The sequence below is a fragment of the Sphingobium sp. EM0848 genome (genome assembly GCF_013375555.1).
GTDB lineage: Bacteria > Pseudomonadota > Alphaproteobacteria > Sphingomonadales > Sphingomonadaceae > Sphingobium.
Map to the genome: position 1 here is coordinate 1,057,833 of NZ_JABXWB010000001.1, position 21,309 is coordinate 1,079,141.

21 protein-coding genes and 1 tRNA gene are annotated in these 21,309 nt (G+C 62.5%); 8 read left to right on the forward strand and 14 right to left on the reverse strand.

Features of this window, described 5'->3' with window-relative positions; all coding sequences use genetic code 11:
* The first annotated feature begins 102 nt into the window (after positions 1–102).
* The gene (locus tag HUK73_RS05060) at positions 103–480 is read left to right on the forward strand and encodes an STAS/SEC14 domain-containing protein (protein WP_176590927.1); all 378 of its coding nucleotides are present in this window, start codon (positions 103–105) and stop codon (positions 478–480) included.
* 18 nt (positions 481–498) lie between these two features.
* On the opposite strand, the gene HUK73_RS05065 is transcribed toward HUK73_RS05060, so the two are convergent.
* The 10 genes from HUK73_RS05065 to HUK73_RS05110 form a co-directional block, all read right to left on the reverse strand.
* Positions 499–1,446, reverse strand: a complete 948-nt coding sequence (locus tag HUK73_RS05065; RefSeq protein ID WP_176590928.1) for a hemolysin family protein — start codon at positions 1,444–1,446, stop codon at positions 499–501.
* Positions 1,447–1,467: 21 nt separating this feature from the next.
* Complete coding sequence (ybeY, locus tag HUK73_RS05070; protein WP_176590929.1) at positions 1,468–1,968, reverse strand: rRNA maturation RNase YbeY; 501 nt, start codon at positions 1,966–1,968, stop codon at positions 1,468–1,470.
* Positions 1,969–1,997: 29 nt separating this feature from the next.
* Entirely contained in the window at positions 1,998–3,002 is a 1,005-nt protein-coding gene (locus HUK73_RS05075) for a PhoH family protein (protein ID WP_176590930.1), read from the reverse strand.
* A 122-nt stretch (positions 3,003–3,124) separates the two neighbouring features.
* On the reverse strand, positions 3,125–4,474 hold the full coding sequence (miaB, locus tag HUK73_RS05080; RefSeq protein ID WP_176590931.1) for a tRNA (N6-isopentenyl adenosine(37)-C2)-methylthiotransferase MiaB: 1,350 nt from the start codon (positions 4,472–4,474) through the stop codon (positions 3,125–3,127).
* Between the two features lie 9 nt (positions 4,475–4,483).
* The gene (locus tag HUK73_RS05085; RefSeq protein WP_176590932.1) at positions 4,484–5,242 is read right to left on the reverse strand and encodes a 1-acyl-sn-glycerol-3-phosphate acyltransferase; all 759 of its coding nucleotides are present in this window, start codon (positions 5,240–5,242) and stop codon (positions 4,484–4,486) included.
* A gap of 6 nt (positions 5,243–5,248) precedes the next feature.
* Complete coding sequence (locus HUK73_RS05090; protein ID WP_176590933.1) at positions 5,249–5,671, reverse strand: Fur family transcriptional regulator; 423 nt, start codon at positions 5,669–5,671, stop codon at positions 5,249–5,251.
* Between the two features lie 127 nt (positions 5,672–5,798).
* Entirely contained in the window at positions 5,799–6,224 is a 426-nt protein-coding gene (locus HUK73_RS05095; RefSeq protein ID WP_176590934.1) for a MucR family transcriptional regulator, read from the reverse strand.
* 113 nt (positions 6,225–6,337) lie between these two features.
* Entirely contained in the window at positions 6,338–6,817 is a 480-nt protein-coding gene (locus HUK73_RS05100; RefSeq protein ID WP_176590935.1) for a GNAT family N-acetyltransferase, read from the reverse strand.
* Positions 6,814–7,440: a tRNA (adenosine(37)-N6)-threonylcarbamoyltransferase complex dimerization subunit type 1 TsaB gene (gene tsaB / locus HUK73_RS05105; RefSeq protein ID WP_176590936.1), complete on the reverse strand. Its 627-nt coding sequence runs from the start codon at positions 7,438–7,440 to the stop codon at positions 6,814–6,816. The genes HUK73_RS05100 and tsaB overlap by 4 nt, the downstream gene beginning before the upstream one ends.
* Before the next feature lie 87 nt (positions 7,441–7,527).
* Entirely contained in the window at positions 7,528–8,100 is a 573-nt protein-coding gene (locus HUK73_RS05110; RefSeq protein WP_176590937.1) for a NifU family protein, read from the reverse strand.
* 116 nt (positions 8,101–8,216) lie between these two features.
* On the opposite strand from HUK73_RS05110, the gene HUK73_RS05115 reads away from it, so the two are divergent.
* The 3 genes from HUK73_RS05115 to HUK73_RS05125 all read left to right on the forward strand — a co-directional run bounded on the left by HUK73_RS05115 (position 8,217) and on the right by HUK73_RS05125 (position 13,332).
* Entirely contained in the window at positions 8,217–8,687 is a 471-nt protein-coding gene (locus HUK73_RS05115; protein ID WP_176590938.1) for a pyridoxamine 5'-phosphate oxidase family protein, read from the forward strand.
* A gap of 265 nt (positions 8,688–8,952) precedes the next feature.
* Positions 8,953–10,341, forward strand: coding sequence for a DEAD/DEAH box helicase (locus HUK73_RS05120; RefSeq protein WP_176590939.1), 1,389 nt, complete (start codon positions 8,953–8,955; stop codon positions 10,339–10,341).
* 99 nt (positions 10,342–10,440) lie between these two features.
* On the forward strand, positions 10,441–13,332 hold the full coding sequence (locus HUK73_RS05125; protein WP_176590940.1) for a pitrilysin family protein: 2,892 nt from the start codon (positions 10,441–10,443) through the stop codon (positions 13,330–13,332).
* A 17-nt stretch (positions 13,333–13,349) separates the two neighbouring features.
* Here HUK73_RS05125 and HUK73_RS05130 read toward each other — a convergent pair whose 3' ends face one another.
* Together HUK73_RS05130 and HUK73_RS05135 are read right to left on the reverse strand one after the other, a co-directional pair.
* Positions 13,350–13,514, reverse strand: coding sequence for a hypothetical protein (locus tag HUK73_RS05130; protein WP_176590941.1), 165 nt, complete (start codon positions 13,512–13,514; stop codon positions 13,350–13,352).
* A gap of 121 nt (positions 13,515–13,635) precedes the next feature.
* Positions 13,636–14,223, reverse strand: a complete 588-nt coding sequence (locus HUK73_RS05135; RefSeq protein WP_176590942.1) for a TetR/AcrR family transcriptional regulator — start codon at positions 14,221–14,223, stop codon at positions 13,636–13,638.
* A 118-nt stretch (positions 14,224–14,341) separates the two neighbouring features.
* On the opposite strand from HUK73_RS05135, the gene HUK73_RS05140 reads away from it, so the two are divergent.
* From HUK73_RS05140 to HUK73_RS05155, 4 genes are all read left to right on the forward strand, one after another.
* Positions 14,342–15,517: an efflux RND transporter periplasmic adaptor subunit gene (locus HUK73_RS05140; protein WP_176590943.1), complete on the forward strand. Its 1,176-nt coding sequence runs from the start codon at positions 14,342–14,344 to the stop codon at positions 15,515–15,517.
* Between the two features lie 3 nt (positions 15,518–15,520).
* On the forward strand, positions 15,521–18,697 hold the full coding sequence (locus tag HUK73_RS05145) for an efflux RND transporter permease subunit (RefSeq protein ID WP_176590944.1): 3,177 nt from the start codon (positions 15,521–15,523) through the stop codon (positions 18,695–18,697).
* A 6-nt stretch (positions 18,698–18,703) separates the two neighbouring features.
* Positions 18,704–20,104: an efflux transporter outer membrane subunit gene (locus tag HUK73_RS05150; RefSeq protein WP_176590945.1), complete on the forward strand. Its 1,401-nt coding sequence runs from the start codon at positions 18,704–18,706 to the stop codon at positions 20,102–20,104.
* Positions 20,105–20,184: 80 nt separating this feature from the next.
* Positions 20,185–20,679 (forward strand): methylated-DNA--[protein]-cysteine S-methyltransferase, encoded by a 495-nt coding sequence (locus HUK73_RS05155; protein WP_176590946.1) that lies wholly within the window; start codon positions 20,185–20,187, stop codon positions 20,677–20,679.
* Positions 20,680–20,683: 4 nt separating this feature from the next.
* On the opposite strand, the gene HUK73_RS05160 is transcribed toward HUK73_RS05155, so the two are convergent.
* Both HUK73_RS05160 and HUK73_RS05165 read right to left on the reverse strand, forming a co-directional pair.
* A tRNA-Arg gene (locus HUK73_RS05160) sits at positions 20,684–20,760 on the reverse strand.
* A 74-nt stretch (positions 20,761–20,834) separates the two neighbouring features.
* Positions 20,835–21,218, reverse strand: coding sequence for a hypothetical protein (locus HUK73_RS05165; RefSeq protein WP_176590947.1), 384 nt, complete (start codon positions 21,216–21,218; stop codon positions 20,835–20,837).
* Between the last annotated feature and the right edge of the window lie 91 nt (positions 21,219–21,309).

Consider the following 21,309-nt stretch of genomic DNA (forward strand, 5'->3'; position numbering starts at 1 on the left):
TAATATTTCCGGGGCGTGGCTCATCTGCATCCATAATAATTGCAGGTTGGATGTAAGCCTTCGGTAATTTTTCGGGAGCATGGCCGAGGTTGGAGAAATGGCATGTATGTGATTGATTTCCGGCATGATCTCAACCTGCTGGACATTCGGTGGAAGGGCATATTCACTGATGAGATCATTGCCGATTATGCGCGGCTGCTGAAACGGCAATTTATCGAGCAAGGTTTTCAGCCGGGCTATTTGCTGCGGATGGACATGACCGATAGCGCTGTCCAGACGCAGGATGCTGTGGGCGCCTTCGGTCGCAATCTCGGGGATTTTCCTAAGGCGCGGCGGATCGCCATTGTGACGCCCAGCGTCATTGCCCGGATGCAGGTGCGGCGGGTCATGACCCAGCCTTATTTGCGGATATTCTCGCTGGCCGAACCCGCACTTGAATGGTTGCTGGCCGAGGCGGTCGAGCCGGCCGGCGGGCGTTGACCCGCCGGCGTTTCCGGATCAGCTGTCTTCCTCGATCTTCCGTGCCGCTGGCGGGTGGAGGCGCAGGCGGCTGACGCGGCGTCCGTCGCTGGCCAATATTTCGAGTTTCCAACCGCTTTCCTGATGTTCGATGATTTCGCCCGGTTCGGGAACGCGACCGGCAATCACGAAGGCAAGCCCGCCCAGCGTATCGACATCCTCCTCGATATCGGCCAGCTTTTCGTCGATTTCCTTGGCGACATCCTCCAGTTCGGCGCGGGCATCGGCTTCCCAGAGCCCGCCTTCCAGCGGGACGAGCATCGCTTCGGGCTCCTCGTCATGCTCGTCTTCGACTTCGCCGACGATTTCCTCGACCAGATCCTCGAAGGTGAGCAGGCCTTCGGTGCCCGAATATTCGTCCAGCACGATGGCGAGATGGGTGCGCTTGGCGCGCATTTCCGCGAGAAGATCGAGTGCTCCCATGCTTTCGGGCACGTAGAGCGGCTGGCGGATCAGCGGTTCCAGCGTGTCGGGAACCGGCGCCTTGCCGGCCAGGATGGCGAAGGCGTCGCGGATGTGGACCATGCCGACAATGGTGTCGAGCGTTTCGCGATAGACCGGAATGCGGCTGTGCCCGGCTTCCGCGAACAGCGCCGCGAGGTCGGCGAAGCTTGCCTTTTCCTCAATGGCGATGATGTCCGCGCGGGGAACGGCGACGTCGTCGACCGTATGTTCGGAAAAATGAAGGAGGTTGCGGACCATCTGGCGCTCGATCGCCGATAGGTCGCCCTTGGCGGCATGGGACGCGTCCTCGTCCTGCCGTTCCTCATCATATTCGTCGAGTGTATCCTCCAGCTCCTGACGGAGGCTGTGGCTTTCTTCCTCTCCGAAGAGCAGCGACTTCAGGCCGCTCCATAAACCGCCTTCGTGGCTACTACTGTCCGGTTCCTTCGAACCGTTGCCGTCCTTAGGACTGCCTTCCGCCATTTTATTTCCTATTTTCCTCTTTTAGCGATCCCCATAGGGATCGGAAATGCCAAGGCTGAGCAACGATTGCGTCTCAAGAGCCTCCATCGCTTCGGCCTCGGCGTCCTCCATATGATCATATCCCAGCAAATGAAAAGTGCCATGAATGATCAGATGGGTTGCATGGTCGATAATGGAGATGCCTTTTTCGGCGGCTTCGGCCGCGCAGACGCCCTCCGCCAGCACGATATCGCCCAGGATGACTTCGCCATCGTCGGTGTTCGCGGTGGCTTCCAGCAGGTCGGACTGCACCATCGGGAAGGACAGGACATTGGTCGGCTTGTCCTTGTCCCGATAGGCGCGGTTAAGCTGATGGACTTCTTCGTCGGTGGTGAGTTTGACCGCGACTTCGTACAGCGCCTCGTCGGCTGCGAAGGCCGCATAGGGGCTGTGCGTGATCGCGGCGACGACGGCACGCTGGGCGAGCAGTTCCCAATCGGTATCGGGCCAGCCCTGATCGTGGAGGACGGCGACTTCAATCATTTTCTGGGAACTCCACGAAAGGGCAATGTTCAGGCATCCGGCCCCTCATAGGCCTGGACGATGCGGCCGACGACCGGGTGACGGACGACGTCGCCAATGCCGAAGGGCACGACCGAAATGCCGTCCACGCCCTCAAGACGGGTCACGGCGTCGGCCAGACCCGAAATGCCCGGCTGCGGCAGGTCGACCTGCCGCGGATCGCCGCAGATCACCATGCGGCTGCCTTCACCGAAGCGGGTGAGGAACATCTTCATCTGGGCGATGGTGGTGTTCTGCGCTTCGTCCAGCACGATGAAGGCGTTGGACAGCGTGCGGCCGCGCATGAAGGCGAGGGGCGCGATCTCGATCTCGCCGGACGCGATGCGGCGTTCGACCTGCTCGGCGGGGAGCGTGTCGTAAAGCGCGTCGTAGATCGGGCGGAGATAGGGGTCGACCTTCTCCTTCATGTCGCCGGGCAGGAAGCCCAGGCGCTCGCCCGCTTCGACGGCGGGGCGGGACAGGATCAGGCGGTCGACGCTGCCGGTGATGAGCTGGCTCACCGCCTGCGCGACGGCGAGATAGGTCTTGCCGGTGCCCGCCGGGCCAAGGGCGAAGATGATGTCGTTGCGGGTGAGCGCTTCCATGTACGTCACCTGCGTCGCGGAGCGCGGGACGATGGTCTTCTTGCGCGTACGGATCATCACCTTGGGCGGTTCGGCCACGTCATGGCGGATGATGCCGTCCAGCGTCGGTTCGGCGGACATGGCGATCACCGCTTCGACCGCGCCGGCGTCGATTTCCTGACCGGCGACGATGCGGTTGTAGAGGCCCGTCATCACGTCACGGGCGCGGGCGGCGGCTTCGGCCTCACCCTCGATCTGGAGCTTGTTGCCGCGCGCCGCGATATAGACGCCGAGGCGGTTCTCGATGGCGACGAGGTTCTGGTCATATTGGCCAAAGAGGGTGCCCAGCAAATGCGGACGGTCGAAAGTCACCTCCAGCCGGGCGCGTTCGGCGACTTCACCGCGATGGTTCTGGTTCGGTTTCTTGGACATTCAGCAGCCTCCCTGTTCACCCGTCACACTCGCATGGGCGAGTATCCATCTCCTTCTGGTTGAGCCTGGCGGACAGGTTTGGAGATGGGTTCCCGTTGCCACGGGAACGACTGGTTTTGGGTTCAAGCGGCCTTCCTCCTGCTGGGTTCGCCGGCCAGACTGTTCGGGCCGGCGCTGATGATATCGACTTCGACCATGTCACCGATGCTGAACTCGGGCGCGGTGACATGGACGGACTGGAGCCACGGGGTCTTGCCGATGAGCTGACCGGGATGGCGGCCCTTGCGCTCCAGCAAAATGTCGGTGGTGCGGCCGACGGTGGCGGCGTTGAATTCGACCTGATGCCGGTTGATCAGGGCCTGGAGGCGGGCGAGGCGTTCATCCATCACCTCGGCCGGAATCTGGCCGTCCATGTCGGCGGCGGGGGTGCCGGGACGCGGGCTATATTTGAAGCTGTAGCATTGGGCGTAGCGGACCTGCTCGACGATCCTGAGCGTGTCCTCGAACTCGGCGTCAGTTTCGCCGGGGAAGCCGACGATGAAGTCGCCGGAAAGGGCTATGTCCGGGCGAGCTTCACGGACGCGCTCGATGATGCGGAGATAGCTGTCGGCGCTGTGGCTGCGGTTCATGGCCTTCAGCACGCGATCATTGCCCGACTGCACCGGGAGATGAAGGAAGGGCATCAGCTTGGGTTCATCCCCATGGGCGGCGATCAGGCCGTCGCTCATGTCATTGGGATGGCTGGTGGTGTAGCGGATGCGCTTCAGGGCATCGATCTTCGCCAGTTCATGGACGAGGCCGTCCATCCCCTGAACACGGCCCTTGTCGTCCTCGCCCGTCCAGGCATTGACGTTCTGGCCAAGCAGGGTGATTTCCCGCACGCCGCCATCGACCAGCGCTTTCGCTTCGTCGAGGATCGCGGACCATGTGCGGCTGATTTCCGCGCCGCGCGTATAGGGCACGACGCAATAGGTGCAGAATTTGTCGCAGCCTTCCATGATCGTCAGGAAGGCCGTGGGGCGCGCCTGTTTGGTACGGGCGGGCAGGGCGCCGAATTTGGACGCCAGCGGCATGTCGGTGTCGACGGCCTGCTCGCCACGTCCCGCCTTGTCGATGAGATCGGGCAGGCGATGATAGGCCTGCGGACCGACGACGATGTCGACATTGCGGGCGCGGCGTTGGATTTCCCCGCCCTCCGCCTGCGCGACGCAACCCGCGACGGCGATCATCGGGCGCGTGCCGTCCTCGCGGGTCATGCGGCCGATGTCGGAATAAACCTTGTCCACCGCCTTTTCACGGATGTGACAGGTGTTGAGGATGACCAGATCCGCCTCTGCGCCCTCGGCTGCGGGGGTCATGCCGCGCTCGCCCAGCATCTCGGCCATGCGCTCGCCATCATAGACGTTCATCTGGCAGCCGAAGGATTTGACGTGGAATGTCGCTGGAGTCTTTTGGGCGTCGTACCGATTCATGCGATCCAGCTATACAGGGGGCGCGTGGCGAGGGGAAGGCGGCAGGTGCTTTGACAGGCTGGCCGCGATCCTTTCCTGCGTTGCCGCTGCCAGTGCCTTGCGATCCGGGCAGATTGCGGGGTCGAACGGTTCCAGGAAGCGCAGGGTGACGTCAAGGCGGCCCTTGCGTTCGAGCAGTTTTTTCGCATTGGCGCCTGCCGGTTCGTTGCTGTGCCAGGCGATTTCGGACGTGGCCGCGCCATAATCGATATGGACCGGCTGGATTCGCACCGACCGGGGCGGCGGGAGAAGGACTGAGAGCAGCGAGGGTTTGAAGGGCAGCAGGCCCGTGCCGTCGCTGGTTGTGCCTTCGGGGAACAGCGCCACCGGCTGATGCCCGGCCAGCGCAGTGCGCAGCGCATCGATCTGTGAGGAAAGCGCGCCACGCCGGTTGCGGGCGACGAACAGCGTGTTGTTCTGCGCCGCGAGCCAGCCGATGACCGGCCAGCCCGCTATGCCGTCATGCGCGACGAACGCGGTGCCGGTCGCGCCGCCCAGCGCCAATATGTCGACCCAGCTCACATGATTGGCGATGATGAAGCTGTCGCCGCGAAAGGGGTGGCCCTCTATCCGCACGCGGGCGCCGACGGAGCGCGCCGCGAGTCCCAAAAAACGCTGCGGCCAGGGTGAACGCCGCCGTGCGGCGCGCCAAAGCAGATGCGGGACCAGGCACAGCAGCAGGCTGCCGGCCAGCGCTCCGGTGCGCCCGATACGTCGAAGTCTGGCCAAGCTGCCTCAGTTCTTGCGGTCGAGTGCGACGCCGTACAGTTCCATGCGATGGTCGACCAGGCGGAAGCCGAGCTTTTCAGCGATCTGCCGCTGGAGTTGTTCCAGTTCCGGATCGACGAATTCGATGACGTTGCCGGTTTCCACATCGATCAGATGGTCATGATGGGATTCGGGCGCCGCTTCGTAGCGGGCGCGGCCGTCGCCGAAATCATGGCGGTCCAGAATGCCGGCCTCTTCGAACAGACGGACGGTGCGATAGACGGTGGCAATGGAAATGCCGGGGTCGATGGCGGAAGAACGCTTGTGCAATTCCTCCACATCGGGATGGTCGGTGGCGTCGCTCAGCACCTGGGCGATGACGCGGCGCTGTTCGGTAATGCGCAGGCCCTTTTCATGGCAAAGGGCTTCAACGTCGATCTTGCGGTTCATGCAGGCTCACTTAAACTGGAATTTGGGTAAATCGGCAGGAGCCTAGCGGCTTTTGCCATAGCGTAAAAGGGGGCGTGCCATCAGCACGCCCCCTTTTTGCATGAGTTTTGCCCGCAGGGGGGCTATATTATTTGGCGGCGCGGGTACGGCGGCGCTTGGTCCCCAGACCGATTTTCTTCGCCAGGCTCCGACGCTGTTCGGCATAGTTGGGCGCGACCATCGGATAGTCGGCCGGCAGGCCCCACTTTGCGCGATAATCTTCCGGCGTCATCTGATAATGCGTCATCAGGTGACGCTTCAGCATCTTCAGCTTTTTGCCGTCTTCCAGGCAGATGATGTAGTCAGGCTTGATCGACGAGCGCACCGACACGGCGGGTTCCGGCTTCACTTCCGGCGCGGCGGTCGGCGTGGCGAGACCCGAAAGCGCGGCGTGAACATTTTGAATCAGCGTAGATACGTCAGAGACAGCAACGCTGTTGTTCGAGACATGAGCCGCCACGATGTCCGAGGTCAAAGTAATGAGCAGTTCGCTCTGTGCGGATTCGTTTTCCATTTATTTTTCCTGCGAAGGCTATTTGATAATGCGACCCGCCCGAGGAAAATCATTTCAGGAGCGGTACAGGCGGGCTATACCCATGGTTTCTTTTTGGCAAGAGGCTATTCTGGTTATCTAAGCATATCGATACGAAAGCTTAGTGCATCGTGAAGTTGTCCGTCGTTACCGCGATAGTAACCGGGGCGACGGTGTACATATTCAAATCCGATTTTTTCATACAGTCTGATGGCTGTATTGGATGCCCTAACTTCCAGATTCATCGACGTAATGCCCCGTCGGCGCGCTATCTTGAGGCTTTCGACCAGCAGCGTTTCGCCAACGCCTCGCCCGCGCCAGAGCGGGCTGACCGCCAGCAACAGCAATTCGCATTCGTCCAGTACGGAACGGACCAGCGCGAAGCCCAGCGGCGCGGCATCGATCCGGGCGATGGTGAGCCACGTTCCGGGCATGGTCATCACACCGGCAAGCTGCGGCAGAGTCCACGCCTCGCCATAGGCCGGGTCGAAGGCGCGGGCCATGATGTCCATGGCGTCGCTCATCGCATTGCGCTCGCCTTCGTCATAGCTGTCGAGGGTGAGGCCGGAGATCATGACGCCGTCCGCTCCGCCATGGGACGCGCATCGGCGTCGCGGCAATAAATGGGGGAGGGCGGCAGGGCAGGTTGGGCCGCGATCAACGGATAGGCGGCAGCATCGGGATAGAGGCTGATCGCCGTGCCATGGCCGCGCGCCGTGACCAGTGCTTCGGCGCCGGTGCCGTAGAGCAGAGGCTGGTCGAGTTGTCCCGCCAGAGTCGCGATCGGCGTGGAGGCGGGAGCGGTGAGTGGGGTCAGCCCGTCCGGAGAGAAGCTTTGCCAGAATAATTCGCCATGGCCGCCGGTGATGGTGACGGCCAGAGGACCATCCTCATGACCAGCCGCTGCCATGGCCGCGATCAGCGATAATGCGCCATAGCCATGGAGGGGGATGCTCCAGGCCAGCGCCAGGGCACGGGCGGCGGCGATGCCGATGCGCACGCCGGTGAAACTGCCCGGTCCCACGTCGATGGCAATGGCGTCCGCCTTGCCCCCGTCAGGCATGGCGGCGATGGCGGGGAGCAGGGCCTCTGCATGGCCGCGCCCCACTATCTCATGAAAATGGCCGATCGTTGCGCCGTCATCGAGCAGCGCCACGGACAGCGCCTGTGTCGCGGTATCGATGACCAAAATGCGCAAAGAAAACCCCTGTAATCCGTTCGTCCGATGGGACGCGTAAATCAGCGGTTAGTCGATCAGGGCCGGTTTGCCAATTGGCGCCTGCTCTCAGACCGCAAGAACCTCGGTCACTTCGGGGACATAATGTTTAAGCAGTTGTTCGATGCCGTTTTTGAGCGTTGCGGTGGAGGAAGGGCAGCCCGAGCAGGCGCCATGCATCCTCAAATAGACTTTGCCCTTGTCGAAGCCGCGATAGACGATGTCACCGCCGTCATTGGCCACGGCCGGGCGGACGCGGGTGTCGATGAGTTCGCGAATCTGTGCGACGATTTCCGCGTCTTCGGGGTCGTCGGCAAATTCCTCCTCTTCCGGCACGAAGATTTCGGCGGCCGAACCTGCCGTGAAAAGCGGCATATTGGCCGAGAAATGATCGAGCAGGACAGAAAGGATATCGGGCTTCACATCGCTCCACTGCGCGCCGGGCGCGATGGTCACGGAAATGAAGTCGCCGCCGAAGAACACGCCGGTCACATCGCCCAGATCGAAGAGCGCCGCCGCCAGGGGCGAAGCTTCCGCCTCCTCCGGCGTAGCGAAATCGCGGGTGCCCATGCCCATGACCACACGGCCGGGGATGAATTTGACGGTGGCCGGATTGGGCGTCGCTTCAGTCTCGATCAACATGCGCGCTATGTGGAGAGAAGAGTGCTCAAGATCAAGCTTTCGTGGTAAATTGCGTGGCGGAACTTCGATGGCCGCCGCCGATTGAGTCTTTGATGAAGATGCGATGGAGGGAGGATATGAGCAACGAGACCGACATCCGCCGCCGTTTCTGGACCGAACTGTCCCAAAGTCCATTTCTGATGGTAGGGCTTCAGGGGTCACATGAGCATAGCATGCCCATGACGGCGCAGCTCGATCCCGGCGCGAGCCATTGTTTCTGGTTTTATACCACCCGGGAAAACCGTCTTGCGGGCGGCGGTCCGGCGATGGCCCAGTTTGTCGGCAAGGGCCATTTCCTGTTCGCCTGCATCGACGGGACGCTGGCGGAAGAGACGGACCCGGCGGTGATCGACCGTTATTGGACGCATGACGTGGCGAGCTGGTATCCGGGCGGGCGGCAGGACCCGCATCTGATGATGCTGCGCTTCAATCTGGGGCGGGCGGAAATCTGGCGTGCCGACATGTCTCTGGGTGGGATGTTCAAGCAGATGTTCGGCGGCGACGTGCGTGACGAGATGCGCGGCAAGCATGTCGAGGTGACGCTCTGATATCGGGTGGCCTCTGACAATGCGCAGGGGCCGCTTGCTTTTTTCTGTCTTTCCTATCATATGCGCTGCAACGCAGCAGTTTGGGCTTTATGGCCCCCTTTAGCGATTGGCAGCGTGATCGCCCCGGCCGGAACAGGCATTGGGGCCGGCCAATGAAAGTCTGCGCCAAGCTTTGAGGCTTCCCATTTCACGCGGGTCGTTTCGTAACCCGCCTTGCGTCCCGGCGATGCCGGATGGCGCCGGGGCTGACTTCGTGAGTTTTTCTATGCAATTTACTGACCTTGGCCTTGCCGAGCCGATCCTGAAAGCGCTCGCCGCCAAGAAATATGGCTCGCCGACGCCGATCCAGAGCCAGGCCATTCCCGTGTTGCTCAAGGGCAAGGATCTGTGCGGCATCGCGCAGACCGGCACGGGCAAGACGGCGGCCTTCGCTCTGCCGAGCCTTGACCATTTTGCCCGCAATCCCAAGCCAACGCCGTTGCAGGGCTGCCGCATGCTGGTGCTGTCGCCCACGCGTGAGCTGGCCGCGCAGATCGCGCAGAGCTTCCGCGACTATGGCCGTTTTCTGAAACTGTCGGTGGAGGTCGTCTTCGGCGGCGTGCCGATCAACCGGCAGATCCGGGCGCTGGGCCGGGGTGTCGACATCGTCGTGGCGACGCCGGGGCGTCTGCTCGACCTGATCGATCAGCGGGCCTTCACCATCAAGGATACCGAGATTTTCGTCCTCGATGAAGCCGACCAGATGATGGACATGGGTTTCATCCATCCGCTCAAGCGGATCGCCAAGCTGCTGCCGAAGGAGCGGCAGAACCTGTTCTTCTCCGCGACCATGCCTTCGGAGATCGAGGCGCTGGCCGCGCAGTTCCTGAACGATCCGGTGAAGGTCAGCGTCGCGCCGCAGTCTACGACGGCGGAGCGGGTGCGCCAGCAGGCGACCTTCGTCAATCAAATGGAGAAGCAGGCGCTGCTCAACCTGACGATCAGGAGCGAGGATATCGACCGCGCGCTGATCTTCACCCGGACCAAGCATGGCGCGGATCGCGTCGTGCGCTTTCTGGAAGGGGCAGGCATTCAGGCGGTCGCGATCCATGGCAATAAGAGCCAGGCGCAGCGGACCACCGCATTGCAGGCTTTCCGTCATGGGCATGTGAAGCTGCTGGTCGCGACCGACATCGCGGCGCGCGGGATCGACGTTTCGGGCGTGTCCCACGTCATCAATTTCGAACTGCCCAATGTGCCTGAGCAATATGTCCACCGCATCGGCCGCACGGCGCGCGCCGGGGCCGAGGGCATTGCGATCAGCTTCGTGGCGGATGATGAGCGGCCTTATCTGAAGGCGATCGAGCGGACGACCAAGATCAAGCTCGATATCGTGCCGCTGCCGGAGAATTTCGTGGAGGCGGTGCGCAATCTTCCCAAGGCCGCGCCGCAGCGCAAGGGCCGCGAGCAGACGTCGGAGCAGAAGGCGAAGCGTGCCGAGGGGCAGCGCCGCTATCAGGACCAGCAGAAGCAGCAGCCGCGTGGTAATGCCGAGCGGGCGCATCGGCCTGAAGGCGATGCCAAGCCGGCGAAGAAGAACTTCCGGCGGCGGCGCGGCGGCGGCGGGGCTGTCGGTGCACACAAGGGCGCCGTCCAGAAGACTGGCGGCCGGTAAGGTCCATTCAGGAAAAATGGAGAGAAGGGCGGGACGGTTTGTTTCCGTCCTTCTCTTTGTCAGTGGTCATTCAGGAAAATCTCTTTAGGCTCCGGCCGCATGAGCTTTTCCTTCCGGCGCTCCGCCGCTTCGCTGTCCGTCCTTGCCCTGCTGCTTTCGGGAGTTTCCGCGCCTCTGGCCGCGAAAACGGACCCGACCGCCAATCCCGCGGCGCCGGGTTCCACCAAGGCGCAGGTCAGGCCCTGGCTCTATGAGAATAGCGATGTGCCGATCGATCCGGCATGGCGCTTTGGCGAGCTGTCCAACGGGCTGCGCTATGCGATCCGGCGCAACGGCGTGCCGCCGGGGCAGGTTTCGGTGCGTTTGCGGATCGACGCCGGGTCGCTGATGGAGCGGCCCGATGAGCTGGGCTATGCCCATTTCATGGAGCATCTCAGCATGCGCGGCTCGCGCCATGTGCCCGATGGTGAATCCAAGCGCATCTGGCAGCGGCTGGGCGTGACCTTCGGTAGCGACAGCAATGCGCAGACGACGCCGACCGGCACAACCTATGCGCTTGATCTGCCGCAGGCGACCCAGGCGAGCCTGGGCGAGAGCATGAAAATCCTCGCGGGCATGATGGTCGATCCCAATATCGTGGACAGTGCCGTCAATGCCGAGCGTGCGGTGGTGCTGGCGGAAAGGCGCGAGGGCGAGGGGCCGCAGATGCGGATTTCCGACGCCACGCGACAGCATTTTTTCGCGGGGCAACCGCTGGCCGATCATAGTCCCATTGGCACGGTGGCGACGCTGAACGCTGTCACGGCAGCGAAGATGGAGGATTTCCATCAGCGCTGGTATCGGCCCGAAAATGCGGTGATCTCCATCGCTGGCGATATCGATCCTGCGATGGCCGAGCAGCTTATCAAGGATAATTTCGCGTCCTGGACGGCGCCGGGCAAGGGTACGCCGCTGCCCGATTTCGGCGAGCCCGATCCCAAGGCGCCCGCGACCAGGGTGACGGTGGAGCCGGGCGCGCCGACCGGCCTCACCATGGCGTGGCTGCGGCCGTGGAAGCCGCATGCCGATACCATCGTCTATAATCAGGACAAGCTGACCGACATGCTGGCCCTGCAGATCATCAACCGCCGTCTGGAGCAGGCAGCGCGGGCTGGCGGCAGCTTCCTTCAGGCGAGCGCTGACCAGCAGGATGTCAGCCGTTCGGCCGACGGCACCTTCATCACCCTGGTTCCTTCGGGCGATAATTGGGAAAAGGCGCTGGCCGACGTCCGCGCCATCATAGAGGACGCCAAGGACGCACCACCCAGCCAGATAGAGATCGACCGCGAATATGCCCAGATGGACACGGCGCTCGCGATTCAGGTCGAAAATGCCGATACTGAGGCCGGGGCCAAGCAGGCGAGCGATCTGGTAAGCGCGGTCGATATTCGCGAAACCACGGTCAGCCCGCAGGCAGCGCTCGATATTTTCCGTTCGGGCAAGCCCGCCATGACGCCGCAGAAGATACTGGATTCGACGCAGCGGCTGTTTTCGGCGGGCGTGTTCCGCGCGATGCTGGTGACTGGCAAGGTGATGCCGGGTGTCGACGCAAAGCTCGCGGCGGCGGTTGCTGCGCCGGTCAAGGCGGCGACCAATGCGCGTTTGGGCGACAAGGTCGTGACCATGGCTGACCTGCCCAAGCTGGGCGCGCCGGGCAAGGTCGTGTCGCGCACGCCGGTTGGCCTGCCGGGGATGGAGAGCGTCGCCTTCTCCAATGGTGTCAAGCTGACCCTCTTCGCCAATGATGCGGAGACGGAGAAGGTGCGCATCAATGTCCGCTTCGGCCACGGGCAGCAGGCCTTTTCACCGACCAGACCGGTGCCGGGCTGGGCGGCGGATTATGCGCTGGTGGCCAGCGGGATCGGGAAGCTGGGCCAGCGGGAACTGGACGAGCTGACCAATGGGCGGCGCATGGGGATGGATTTCTCCATCGACGACGATGCCTTTGAGTTGCAGGCCGTGACGCGCCCGGCGGATTACAAGGATCAGTTGCAGCTCTTTGCGACCAAGCTGTTCGCGCCGGGCTGGGACCCGGCACCGATTGCGCGGGTCAAGACCGGCGCGGGGGTTGCCTATGACGCGATGGCGCGGGCGCCGGATTCCGTGCTGGCGCGCGATCTCAACTGGTTGCTGCATGACAAGGATGTGCGGTTCCGCACGCCGTCGCGGGCGGAGATTGACGGGCTGACGCCGCAGGCTTTCCGCGCGACATGGGAACCGTTGCTGGCGTCCGGACCGATCGAGATCCAGATTTTCGGGCAGGTGAAGGCGGATGACGCGATTGCGGCGGTCGCGGCGACTTTCGGTGCGCTGCCGCCGCGGCCCGATGTGCCGGTTCCGGCGGCGAACAAGGCCATGCGTTTCCCGGCGCATGTCGAAACGCCTGTCATCCTGCGGCACAAGGGCGATAAGGAGCAGGCGGCGGCGGTCATGGCTTGGCCGACGGCGGGCGGTTTTGCACTGACGAAGGAAGCGCGGCAGCTGGAAATCTTGACCCAGATATTCAATGATCGGCTGTTCGACAAATTGCGGTCGACCGAGGGGGCGGTCTATTCGCCCAGCGTCCAGAATAGCTGGCCTTTCTCCTATGACAGTGGGGGCTATATCCTCGTGACCAGTCAGGTGCGCCCGGATCGCATCAATTATTTCTACGGCGTGGTGAAGGATACGGCTGCGGACCTCGCGAAGAATCCGGTGAGCGAGGATGAGTTGCAGCGCGCTGTCGCGCCAATGCGGCAATTGCTGATGCGCGCCAGCACGGGCAACGCCTTTTGGATGAACCAGATGGAAGGCGCCACCCATGATGCGCGCTATGTGCAGGCGATGCAGACGATGTCGCAGGACATGTTGACGGTGACGGCGGCCGATATTCAGAAACTGGCCGCCAAATATCTGGTGCCGGGCAAAAGCTGGTCAGCGGTCGTCCTGCCTGAAGGGGTTGCAGCGAAATAGGCGGATATGTTCCGGCGTCAGGCTGGAACGCCGTCATTCCGTTCCAGAATCTGGCTGTAAAGACGGACATATTCCAAGTGGATCGCCCGGATTTCCGGATTGCGCGAACGGGCCGCCAATCGTTGGTTGCGGTCCAGCCGTTCCTTGAAATAGCTGCGGTCGAAAGATGTCCCGGAAATCATGATCTTGCCCTCCCGAAAATGATGTGAGGGAGATAATACGCCGAGAGCTTCCACGGTTGCGGCAGTGTACGCAACTTCATGCTGCAATGCGATGGGGTGATGGGAAGGCGCGCTGGACCGATCAGGCCATGGCGCGCAGCGCGGCGACAAGCATATGGGCGGCCTGTTTTGCCGTGCGCTCAGCGCTGAGAGCAGGTTTCGACATGCTGCGATGGCCCAGGCCGAACAGGCAGGCGAGGATGACTTCCTGAGCGCCTTTCAATGTTTCCCCCGACAGGTTCGGGTTGATGACGCGGCTGATCTCACCGATTGAATCACGGGCCTGTATGCACATCTCGCCAATGCTGTTGCCGACGCGCGGGTTACGGAAACTTTCGGCCAATATGTCGAAAGACAGGGCTTCGTGCGGATTGTCCGTAACCTCCAGCAGCAGCAGTTCGAAGGCGCGTTCGCCATCGATTTCACCGGCCTGGAGCCGTTGTTGCAGACCGCGGATCAGGACTTCGCGTTCGCGCGTGTCATTTGCCACGATGGCGTCGATGACATCTTCCTTGCCCTTGAAAAGGCGGTAGATCTGGCCGACTGAAACCTGGGCGGCGGCGGCGAGTTCGGCCATGGAAGTCTGGTGAAATCCATGGGCGGCGAACAGGTCGCGGCCGGCATTCAAAATACGATTCCGACCAGTCTGCTCTTGCTGCACCGCAACCAAAATTTATTCCTCTGGGTTTTTTACTCTTGAACAAATTGTGCCATGTTCCTACCTGCGACGCAAGCGGAATGAACGTTCATTCCGGGTCTGTCAGATTTGTGAAATGGAGCATCGGCCGATGCAAAAGGGGATTTTTGTTGGGTTGCTCGCCTGCGTGTCGACTCTGGCGCTGGGCGCTTGTGGAGAGAAGCAGCAGACTGCGCCGCCGCCGCCCGCCGTGGGCGTCGTGACGATGAAGAGCGAGTCCGCACCCCTGATCAACGAGCTTCCTGGGCGCATCGCCGCTCTGGAAACGGCGGAAGTGCGGCCCCAGATCAGCGGAGTCATCCGTCGTCGCCTCTTTACCGAGGGCGCCTATGTGCGCGCGGGACAGTTGCTCTATGAGATTGAAGATGCCCCCTACCGTGCTGCACTGGGGCAGGCCCAGGGTGCTCTGGCGCGAGCGCAGGCCTCGATCCGGGCGACTGGCCTTCAGGCGCAGCGCTACAAGGATCTGGTTGGCATAAATGCCGTGAGCAAACAGGAGGCCGACAACGCGGCTGCCTCCGCCCAGCAGGCGCGCGCTGACGTGACGGCGCAGCATGCGGCGGTGCAGGCCGCCCAGGTCAATCAGGATTTCACGCGCATTCGGGCGCCCATTTCGGGCCGCATCGGTCGGTCGCTGTTCACCCCCGGCGCGCTGGTGCAGGCCGGGCAGGCGGATGCGTTGGCGACGATCCAGCGGACCGACACGGTCTATGTCGATGTGACCCAGTCGGCGGCGCAGATCATCGACCTCAAGCAGGCGATGGGCGCCGGGGGCGTCAGTGCCGAACAAGGCGCGCGGGTTCAATTGTTGCTGCCCAACGGCAGTGTCTATCCGATCGAAGGTCGGCTGCAATTTTCCGAAGTGACGGTCGATCCCAGTGCGGGCACGGTGACGTTGCGCGCGACCTTCGCCAATCCGGACGGCTTGCTGTTGCCGGGCATGTATGTCCGCGCCAGGCTGGTCGAAGCGCAGCGGACGCAGGCCATTCTAGCGCCGCAGCAGGGTATCACCCGTGATGCTCGCGGTCGGGCGACCGCAATGGTGGTCGGCGCCGATAACAAGGTGGAAATGCGCGAGGTTGAAACCGACCGGCCCGTTGGCGACAAGTGGATCGTCACCAAGGGGCTGAAGGCTGGCGACCGGCTGATCGTCGAGGGGCTGGTCAATCTGCGCCCCGGTGCAGTGGTGCAACCCGGACGGCCGCAGCAGGTGACGGCGGGGCAGGCACCGGCCACCCATATCCTGGCTCAGGGCGGGAAGCGCTAAATCATGGCCCGCTATTTTATCGACAGGCCCATTTTCGCGTGGGTCATCGCCATCGTCATCATGCTGGCCGGTCTGCTGGCGCTGCGGTCGCTGGCCGTGGCGCAGTTCCCGGAAATCGCGCCGCCCGCCGTGACGATTTCCACCACCTATCCGGGCGCCAACGCGGAAACGCTGGAAAGCACGACGACGCAACTCATCGAGCAGCAGCTCAAGGGCATCGACAATCTCCGCTATTTTTCGTCGAGCAGCGATTCCGCGGGCAATTTGAGCATCACCCTGACCTTCGAGCAGGGCACCGACGCAGATATCGCCCAGGTGCAGGTGCAGAACAAACTGGCCCAGGCAACGCCACTGTTGCCGCAGGAAGTGCAACAGCAGGGGCTGCGCGTTACCAAGTCCACGTCCAGCTTCCTGATGGTCATGGCCGTCTATGCCGATGACGGCATTCATGACCAGCAGGACGCGGGCGATTTTGTTGCGTCGACGCTTCAGGACCCGCTCAGCCGTGTCAACGGCGTGGGCGATACCCAGCTTCTGGGCGCGCAATATGCGATGCGGATATGGCTGGACCCTTATAAGATGGCCAATCTGGGCATCACCACCGGCGATGTGAAGGCGGCCATCCGCGCGCAGAATGCGCAGGTTTCGGCAGGGCAGATCGGTGGAACGCCTTCCCCCAAGGGGCAGGCGCTGAACGCCACTGTGACGGCGCAGTCACGTCTCAGGACGCCTGAACAGTTCCGCCAGATCATGCTTCGCAATAATAGCGATGGGTCGGTCGTTCATCTGTCGGATGTGGCGCGGGTTGAGCTGGGCGCGGAAAATTACAGCTTCAGCGCAAAGTTCAACGGGCATCCGGCCGCGGGTTTCGGCATCAAGCTGGCGCCCGGCGCCAATGCGCTGGACACGGTGGAGGGCGTCAAAAGCCGCGTCGCCGAATTGTCCAAGACCTTTCCGGGTTGGGTGAAATATGACTTCCCGGTCGACAATTCGACCTTTGTGAAGCTGTCGGTCGAACAGGTCATCCATACCCTGTTCGAAGCGATCCTGCTCGTTTTCGTGGTGATGTTCCTGTTCCTTCAGAACTGGCGCGCCACGCTGATCCCAACCATTGCGGTGCCGGTGGTGTTGCTGGGTTCGCTGGCCGTTCTCTATGCGGCGGGCTTCACGATCAACACGCTGACCCTGTTCGGCATGGTTCTGGCCATCGGCCTGCTGGTCGACGACGCCATCGTCGTGGTCGAAAATGTCGAGCGCATTATCCAGGAAGAGGGCCTCAGCCCCAAGGAAGCCGCGAAAAAGTCGATGGACGAGATCAGCGGCGCGTTGATCGGCATCGGCCTGGTGCTGTCGGCGGTGTTCCTGCCCATGGCCTTTTTCGGTGGGTCGACGGGCGTGATCTTCCGCCAGTTCTCCATCACCATCGTCTCCTCGATGGTATTGTCGGTGCTGGTTGCGTTGATCCTGACCCCGGCGCTCTGTGCGACGATCCTCCAGCCCAAGGGGCACAGCCATCAGTGGACGGGCTTTTTCGGCTCGCGCTTCGGCCGATTTTTTGACTGGTTCAACCGGACCTTCGACCGCAATGTCGTGCGGTACGGCAATACGGTGGACAAGGTCGAGCGCCGCTGGGGCAGGACCATGCTGGTCTATGCGCTGATCGTCGTGGGCATGGGGCTGGTCTTCCTGCGCCTGCCGGGCGGTTTCCTTCCCGATGAGGATCAGGGGATCATCATCAATCAGGTATCGTTGCCGACCGGATCGACGCTGGAGGAGACCGAGCGGACGCTGACCAAGGTACGCGACCATTATCTGGTCGATGAAAAGAAGAATGTCGAAGCTGTCTTCACCATTTCCGGCTTCGGTTTCGTGGGGCAGGGCCAGAATGTCGGTATCATCTTTACACGCCTGAAGGACTGGTCGGTGCGAAAGGGCGCCGATAACAAGGCTTCCGCCATCGCCCTGCGCGCCAATAAGGCCTTCCGCAAGATTTCCGCCGGTATGGCAATCGCCTTCGTGCCGCCCGCGGTGCAGGAACTGGGCAATGCCACCGGATTCGATTTCCAGCTCGTGGATCGAGGCGGGCTGGGGCATGACAAGATGGTGGCCGCGCGCAATCAGTTGCTGGGCATGGCGATGGCCGACAAGCGGCTGGCGCAGGTGCGGCCCAATGGGCTGGAGGACACGCCCCAACTCAAGCTGAACGTCGATCAGGCGGCGGCCGGAGCACTGGGCATCGCGCAGGCCGACATCAACGACACGATCAGCACCGCGATGGGCAGCAGCTACGTCAACGACTTCATCGACCGCGACCGGGTGAAGCGCGTCTATGTGCAGGCCGATGCGCCCTTCCGCACCACGCCGGATTCCATCGGCGTGCTGCATGTCCGGGGCGGCAAAGGCGTGATGGCGCCGATCTCCTCCTTCGCGACGACGGAATGGATCTATGGCCCGGCCAAGCTGGAACGTTTCAACGGCGTCTCGTCGATGCAGATCATGGGCGCGCCCGCGCCGGGCGTTTCGACCGGCGACGCGATGAAGGCCATGGAGGAAATGGCGGCCAAGCTGCCGGCGGGCGTCGGCTATGAATGGAACGGCATTTCCTATGAGGAGAATAGTTCAGGCGGACAGGCGCCGGCGCTTTATGCGCTGTCGATGCTGATCGTGTTCCTGTGCCTTGCCGCGCTTTATGAAAGCTGGTCGGTGCCGATCGCGGTCATGCTGGTGGTGCCGTTGGGCGTGTTGGGCGCGGTGATCGCGGCGACCCTGGTGGGCCTCAACAACGACATTTATTTGCAGGTGGGTCTGATCACGACCATCGGCGTGTCGGCCAAGAACGCGATCCTGATCGTCGAATTTGCCGAGGAGAAGATGCGTGCGGGACTGTCGCCTGCAAGAGCGGCGCTGGAGGCGGGCAAGCTGCGCCTGCGACCGATCCTGATGACCAGCTTTGCCTTCGTCTTCGGCGTGGTGCCGCTGGCGGTGGCGAAGGGTGCCGGCGCGGGCGGTCAGAACGCCATCGGCTGGGCCGTGGTCGGCGGCATGCTGTCCGCGACGATACTCGCGATCTTCTTCGTGCCGGTCTTCTTTACCGTGGTGAAGCGGTTGTTCCGCGAACATCATGGCAAGGATGAGGCGGGACATGAGGGCAGCGCTCTGGCAGCGCCGCAGGAGGCTTAAAGGACAATGAACAAGATCAAGCTTTTCTCGGCCGCTGCTCTGGCCCTGACGCTCGCCGCCTGCGACATGGCGCCCAAATATGTGCGGCCTGCGCTGCCCGTTCCCGAGGACAGTCCGCAGGGGCCGTCCTATGCGGGGGCGGAGGGGCAGGCGATCCTGCCTGCGGATACGGCGTGGAAGGATTTCTTCGTCGATCCCCGTCTTGGCCGGGTGATCGAGGTGTCGCTCGCCAATAATCGCGACCTGCGCGTGGCGCTCGCCAATGTCGAGCAGGCGCGGGCCCAATATAAGGTGCAGCGGGCGGACATATTCCCGACCCTTGGCGCCAGTGGCAGCGCCACCTATCAGGACTCGCCCTTTTCTCAGGCCGGGTCGGGGCGAACCGACACCTATTCCGCTTCGGTCGGCGTGTCCTCTTGGGAAATCGACCTGTTCGGGCGGGTGCGCAACCTGACAAAGGCGGCGCAGGAGCAATATTTCGCGTCGGTCGAGAACCGGAACGCAGCGCAGACCGCGCTGATAGCGGAAGTGGCCAATGCGTGGCTCAGCATGGCGGCGGATCAGGAACGATTGAAGATCGCCCGCGATCTGGAAAAGGCCTTTGGGCAGACGCTGGACCTCACCAAGGCGCGCTTTGCGAAGGGGATCGCTTCGGAACTGGAAGTGAGGCAGGCGCAGACCAGCTATGATCAGGCGCGGTCCGACATCGCCCAGGCGACGACGCTGGTGGCGCAGGACCAGAATGCGCTGAACCTGCTGGCGGGAGCGACGGTGCCGGCGGACGATCTGCCGATGGCGATGCCGGAGAGCGATGTGACGTTGGCCAATCTGCCTGCGGATCTTCCTTCCACGGCCTTGTTGCGGCGGCCGGACATCATGGCGGCGGAGCATCAATTGCTTGCGGCCAACGCCAATATCGGTGCGGCGCGGGCGGCTTTCTTCCCCAAAATCTCGCTGACGGCGGCTTTCGGGACGTTGAGCCTGGGCCTCTCCAATCTGTTCAAGTCGGGCAGCGAAAACTGGTCGGTGGCGCCTTCGGCGGCCCTGCCGATCTTCGATTTCGGGCGCAATCAGGGCAATCTGCGCTATGCGCGGGCGACCTATGACGCGTTGGTCGCGACCTATGAGAAGAGCGTGCAGACCGGCTTTCGGGAGGTTGCCGATGCGCTCGCCCGGCGCGGCACGATGACGGCGCAACTGGAGGCGCAGACTTCCCTGCGGGATTCCGCGCGGGTCGGCTATCGCCTGTCGGAGGCACGGTTCCGGGCGGGGATCGATGCGTTCCTGACGACCCTCGATGCGCAGCGGACGCTTTATAATGCGGAACAGAGCCTGTTGGCGACGCGGCTGACGCGGGCGACGAACATGGTCGAACTGTATCGCGCCATGGGTGGTGGCCTCAAATAATCTTTGACCGCAAGGAGCGGGAAGGCGGTTTCGTCGGCCATGCCCTATGTTCACGCCATCAATGGTGGAAAGGATAGGGCATGAGCTACGCATATCGGACGATGGCGTCGCCCGTCGGCAAATTGACGCTGGTGGCGAGCGAAAACGGGTTGGCGGCCGTCCTGTGGGAAAATGACGATCCGAGGCGCGTCAGGCTGGAACCGCGGGTCGAGGGCGGCGAGCATCCTGTGCTTGATGGGGCACGGCGGCAACTAGGCGAATATTTCGCCGGACAACGGACGGCGTTCGACCTGCCGCTCGATTTCAAGGGCACGGATTTTCAGCGGCGCGTATGGGCGGCTTTGCTGACCATCCCCTTTGGCGAAACGCGCAGCTACGCCGATATTGCAGCCCAGATCGGAAAACCTTCCGCCTGCCGGGCCGTGGGTGCAGCGAACGGGCGCAATCCCATCTCGATCATTGCGCCATGTCATCGCGTGGTGGGCGCCAATGGCGCGCTGACCGGCTTTGCTGGTGGCCTGAAGGCCAAGCGATATCTGCTTGGACTGGAAGGAAAAATCTTCGCAGCCATTTGAAAAATGGCGCACCCAAGAGGATTCGAACCTCTGGCCTTTGCCTTCGGAGGGCAACGCTCTATCCAGCTGAGCTATGGGTGCGTGTCGCTGCTGCGAAGGGCCGCTTAGCAAAGCCCAATCGGTCGCGCCAGCACCAAAATCACCTCAGGCCAAAGTTATTTCGCCATTTTCTGCATCGGCTGGAAGCTGCCAAGGCCGCAACTGGCCCCGCGCTGCAATCCGTTGGTCTGGTAGAGGACGGTAATGATGTCGACCGAACAGAGCTGCGACAGGCTGGTCTTGTACATGAAGCGCTTTTCGAAGCCCAGGCTGGGGCAACTGTTGGGCAGCGTGTTCCGGTAGACCTTGTTCCCGTTCATGATGAAGTCGATGGTGCGGTCGTCGCGGACGTCGGTGGAGCGAATCGACGTGATCTGGACGCAGTCGACCGGCTTGCCGGCGGGGACGAGATTGTCGGGCGCGGTCTTGGCGAGGGCTGGGCTTGCTGCACATGCCAATGCCATGGCCAGGGCGAGCCGACGGGGACGATGGGCGGACATGATGTCTCTCCTTATGACTATAGGGATGACGGCGCGCGAACGCTTCATCCGTTATTCCGCTCCTTCTAGCAGCGTTCGGCTGAACCGCACG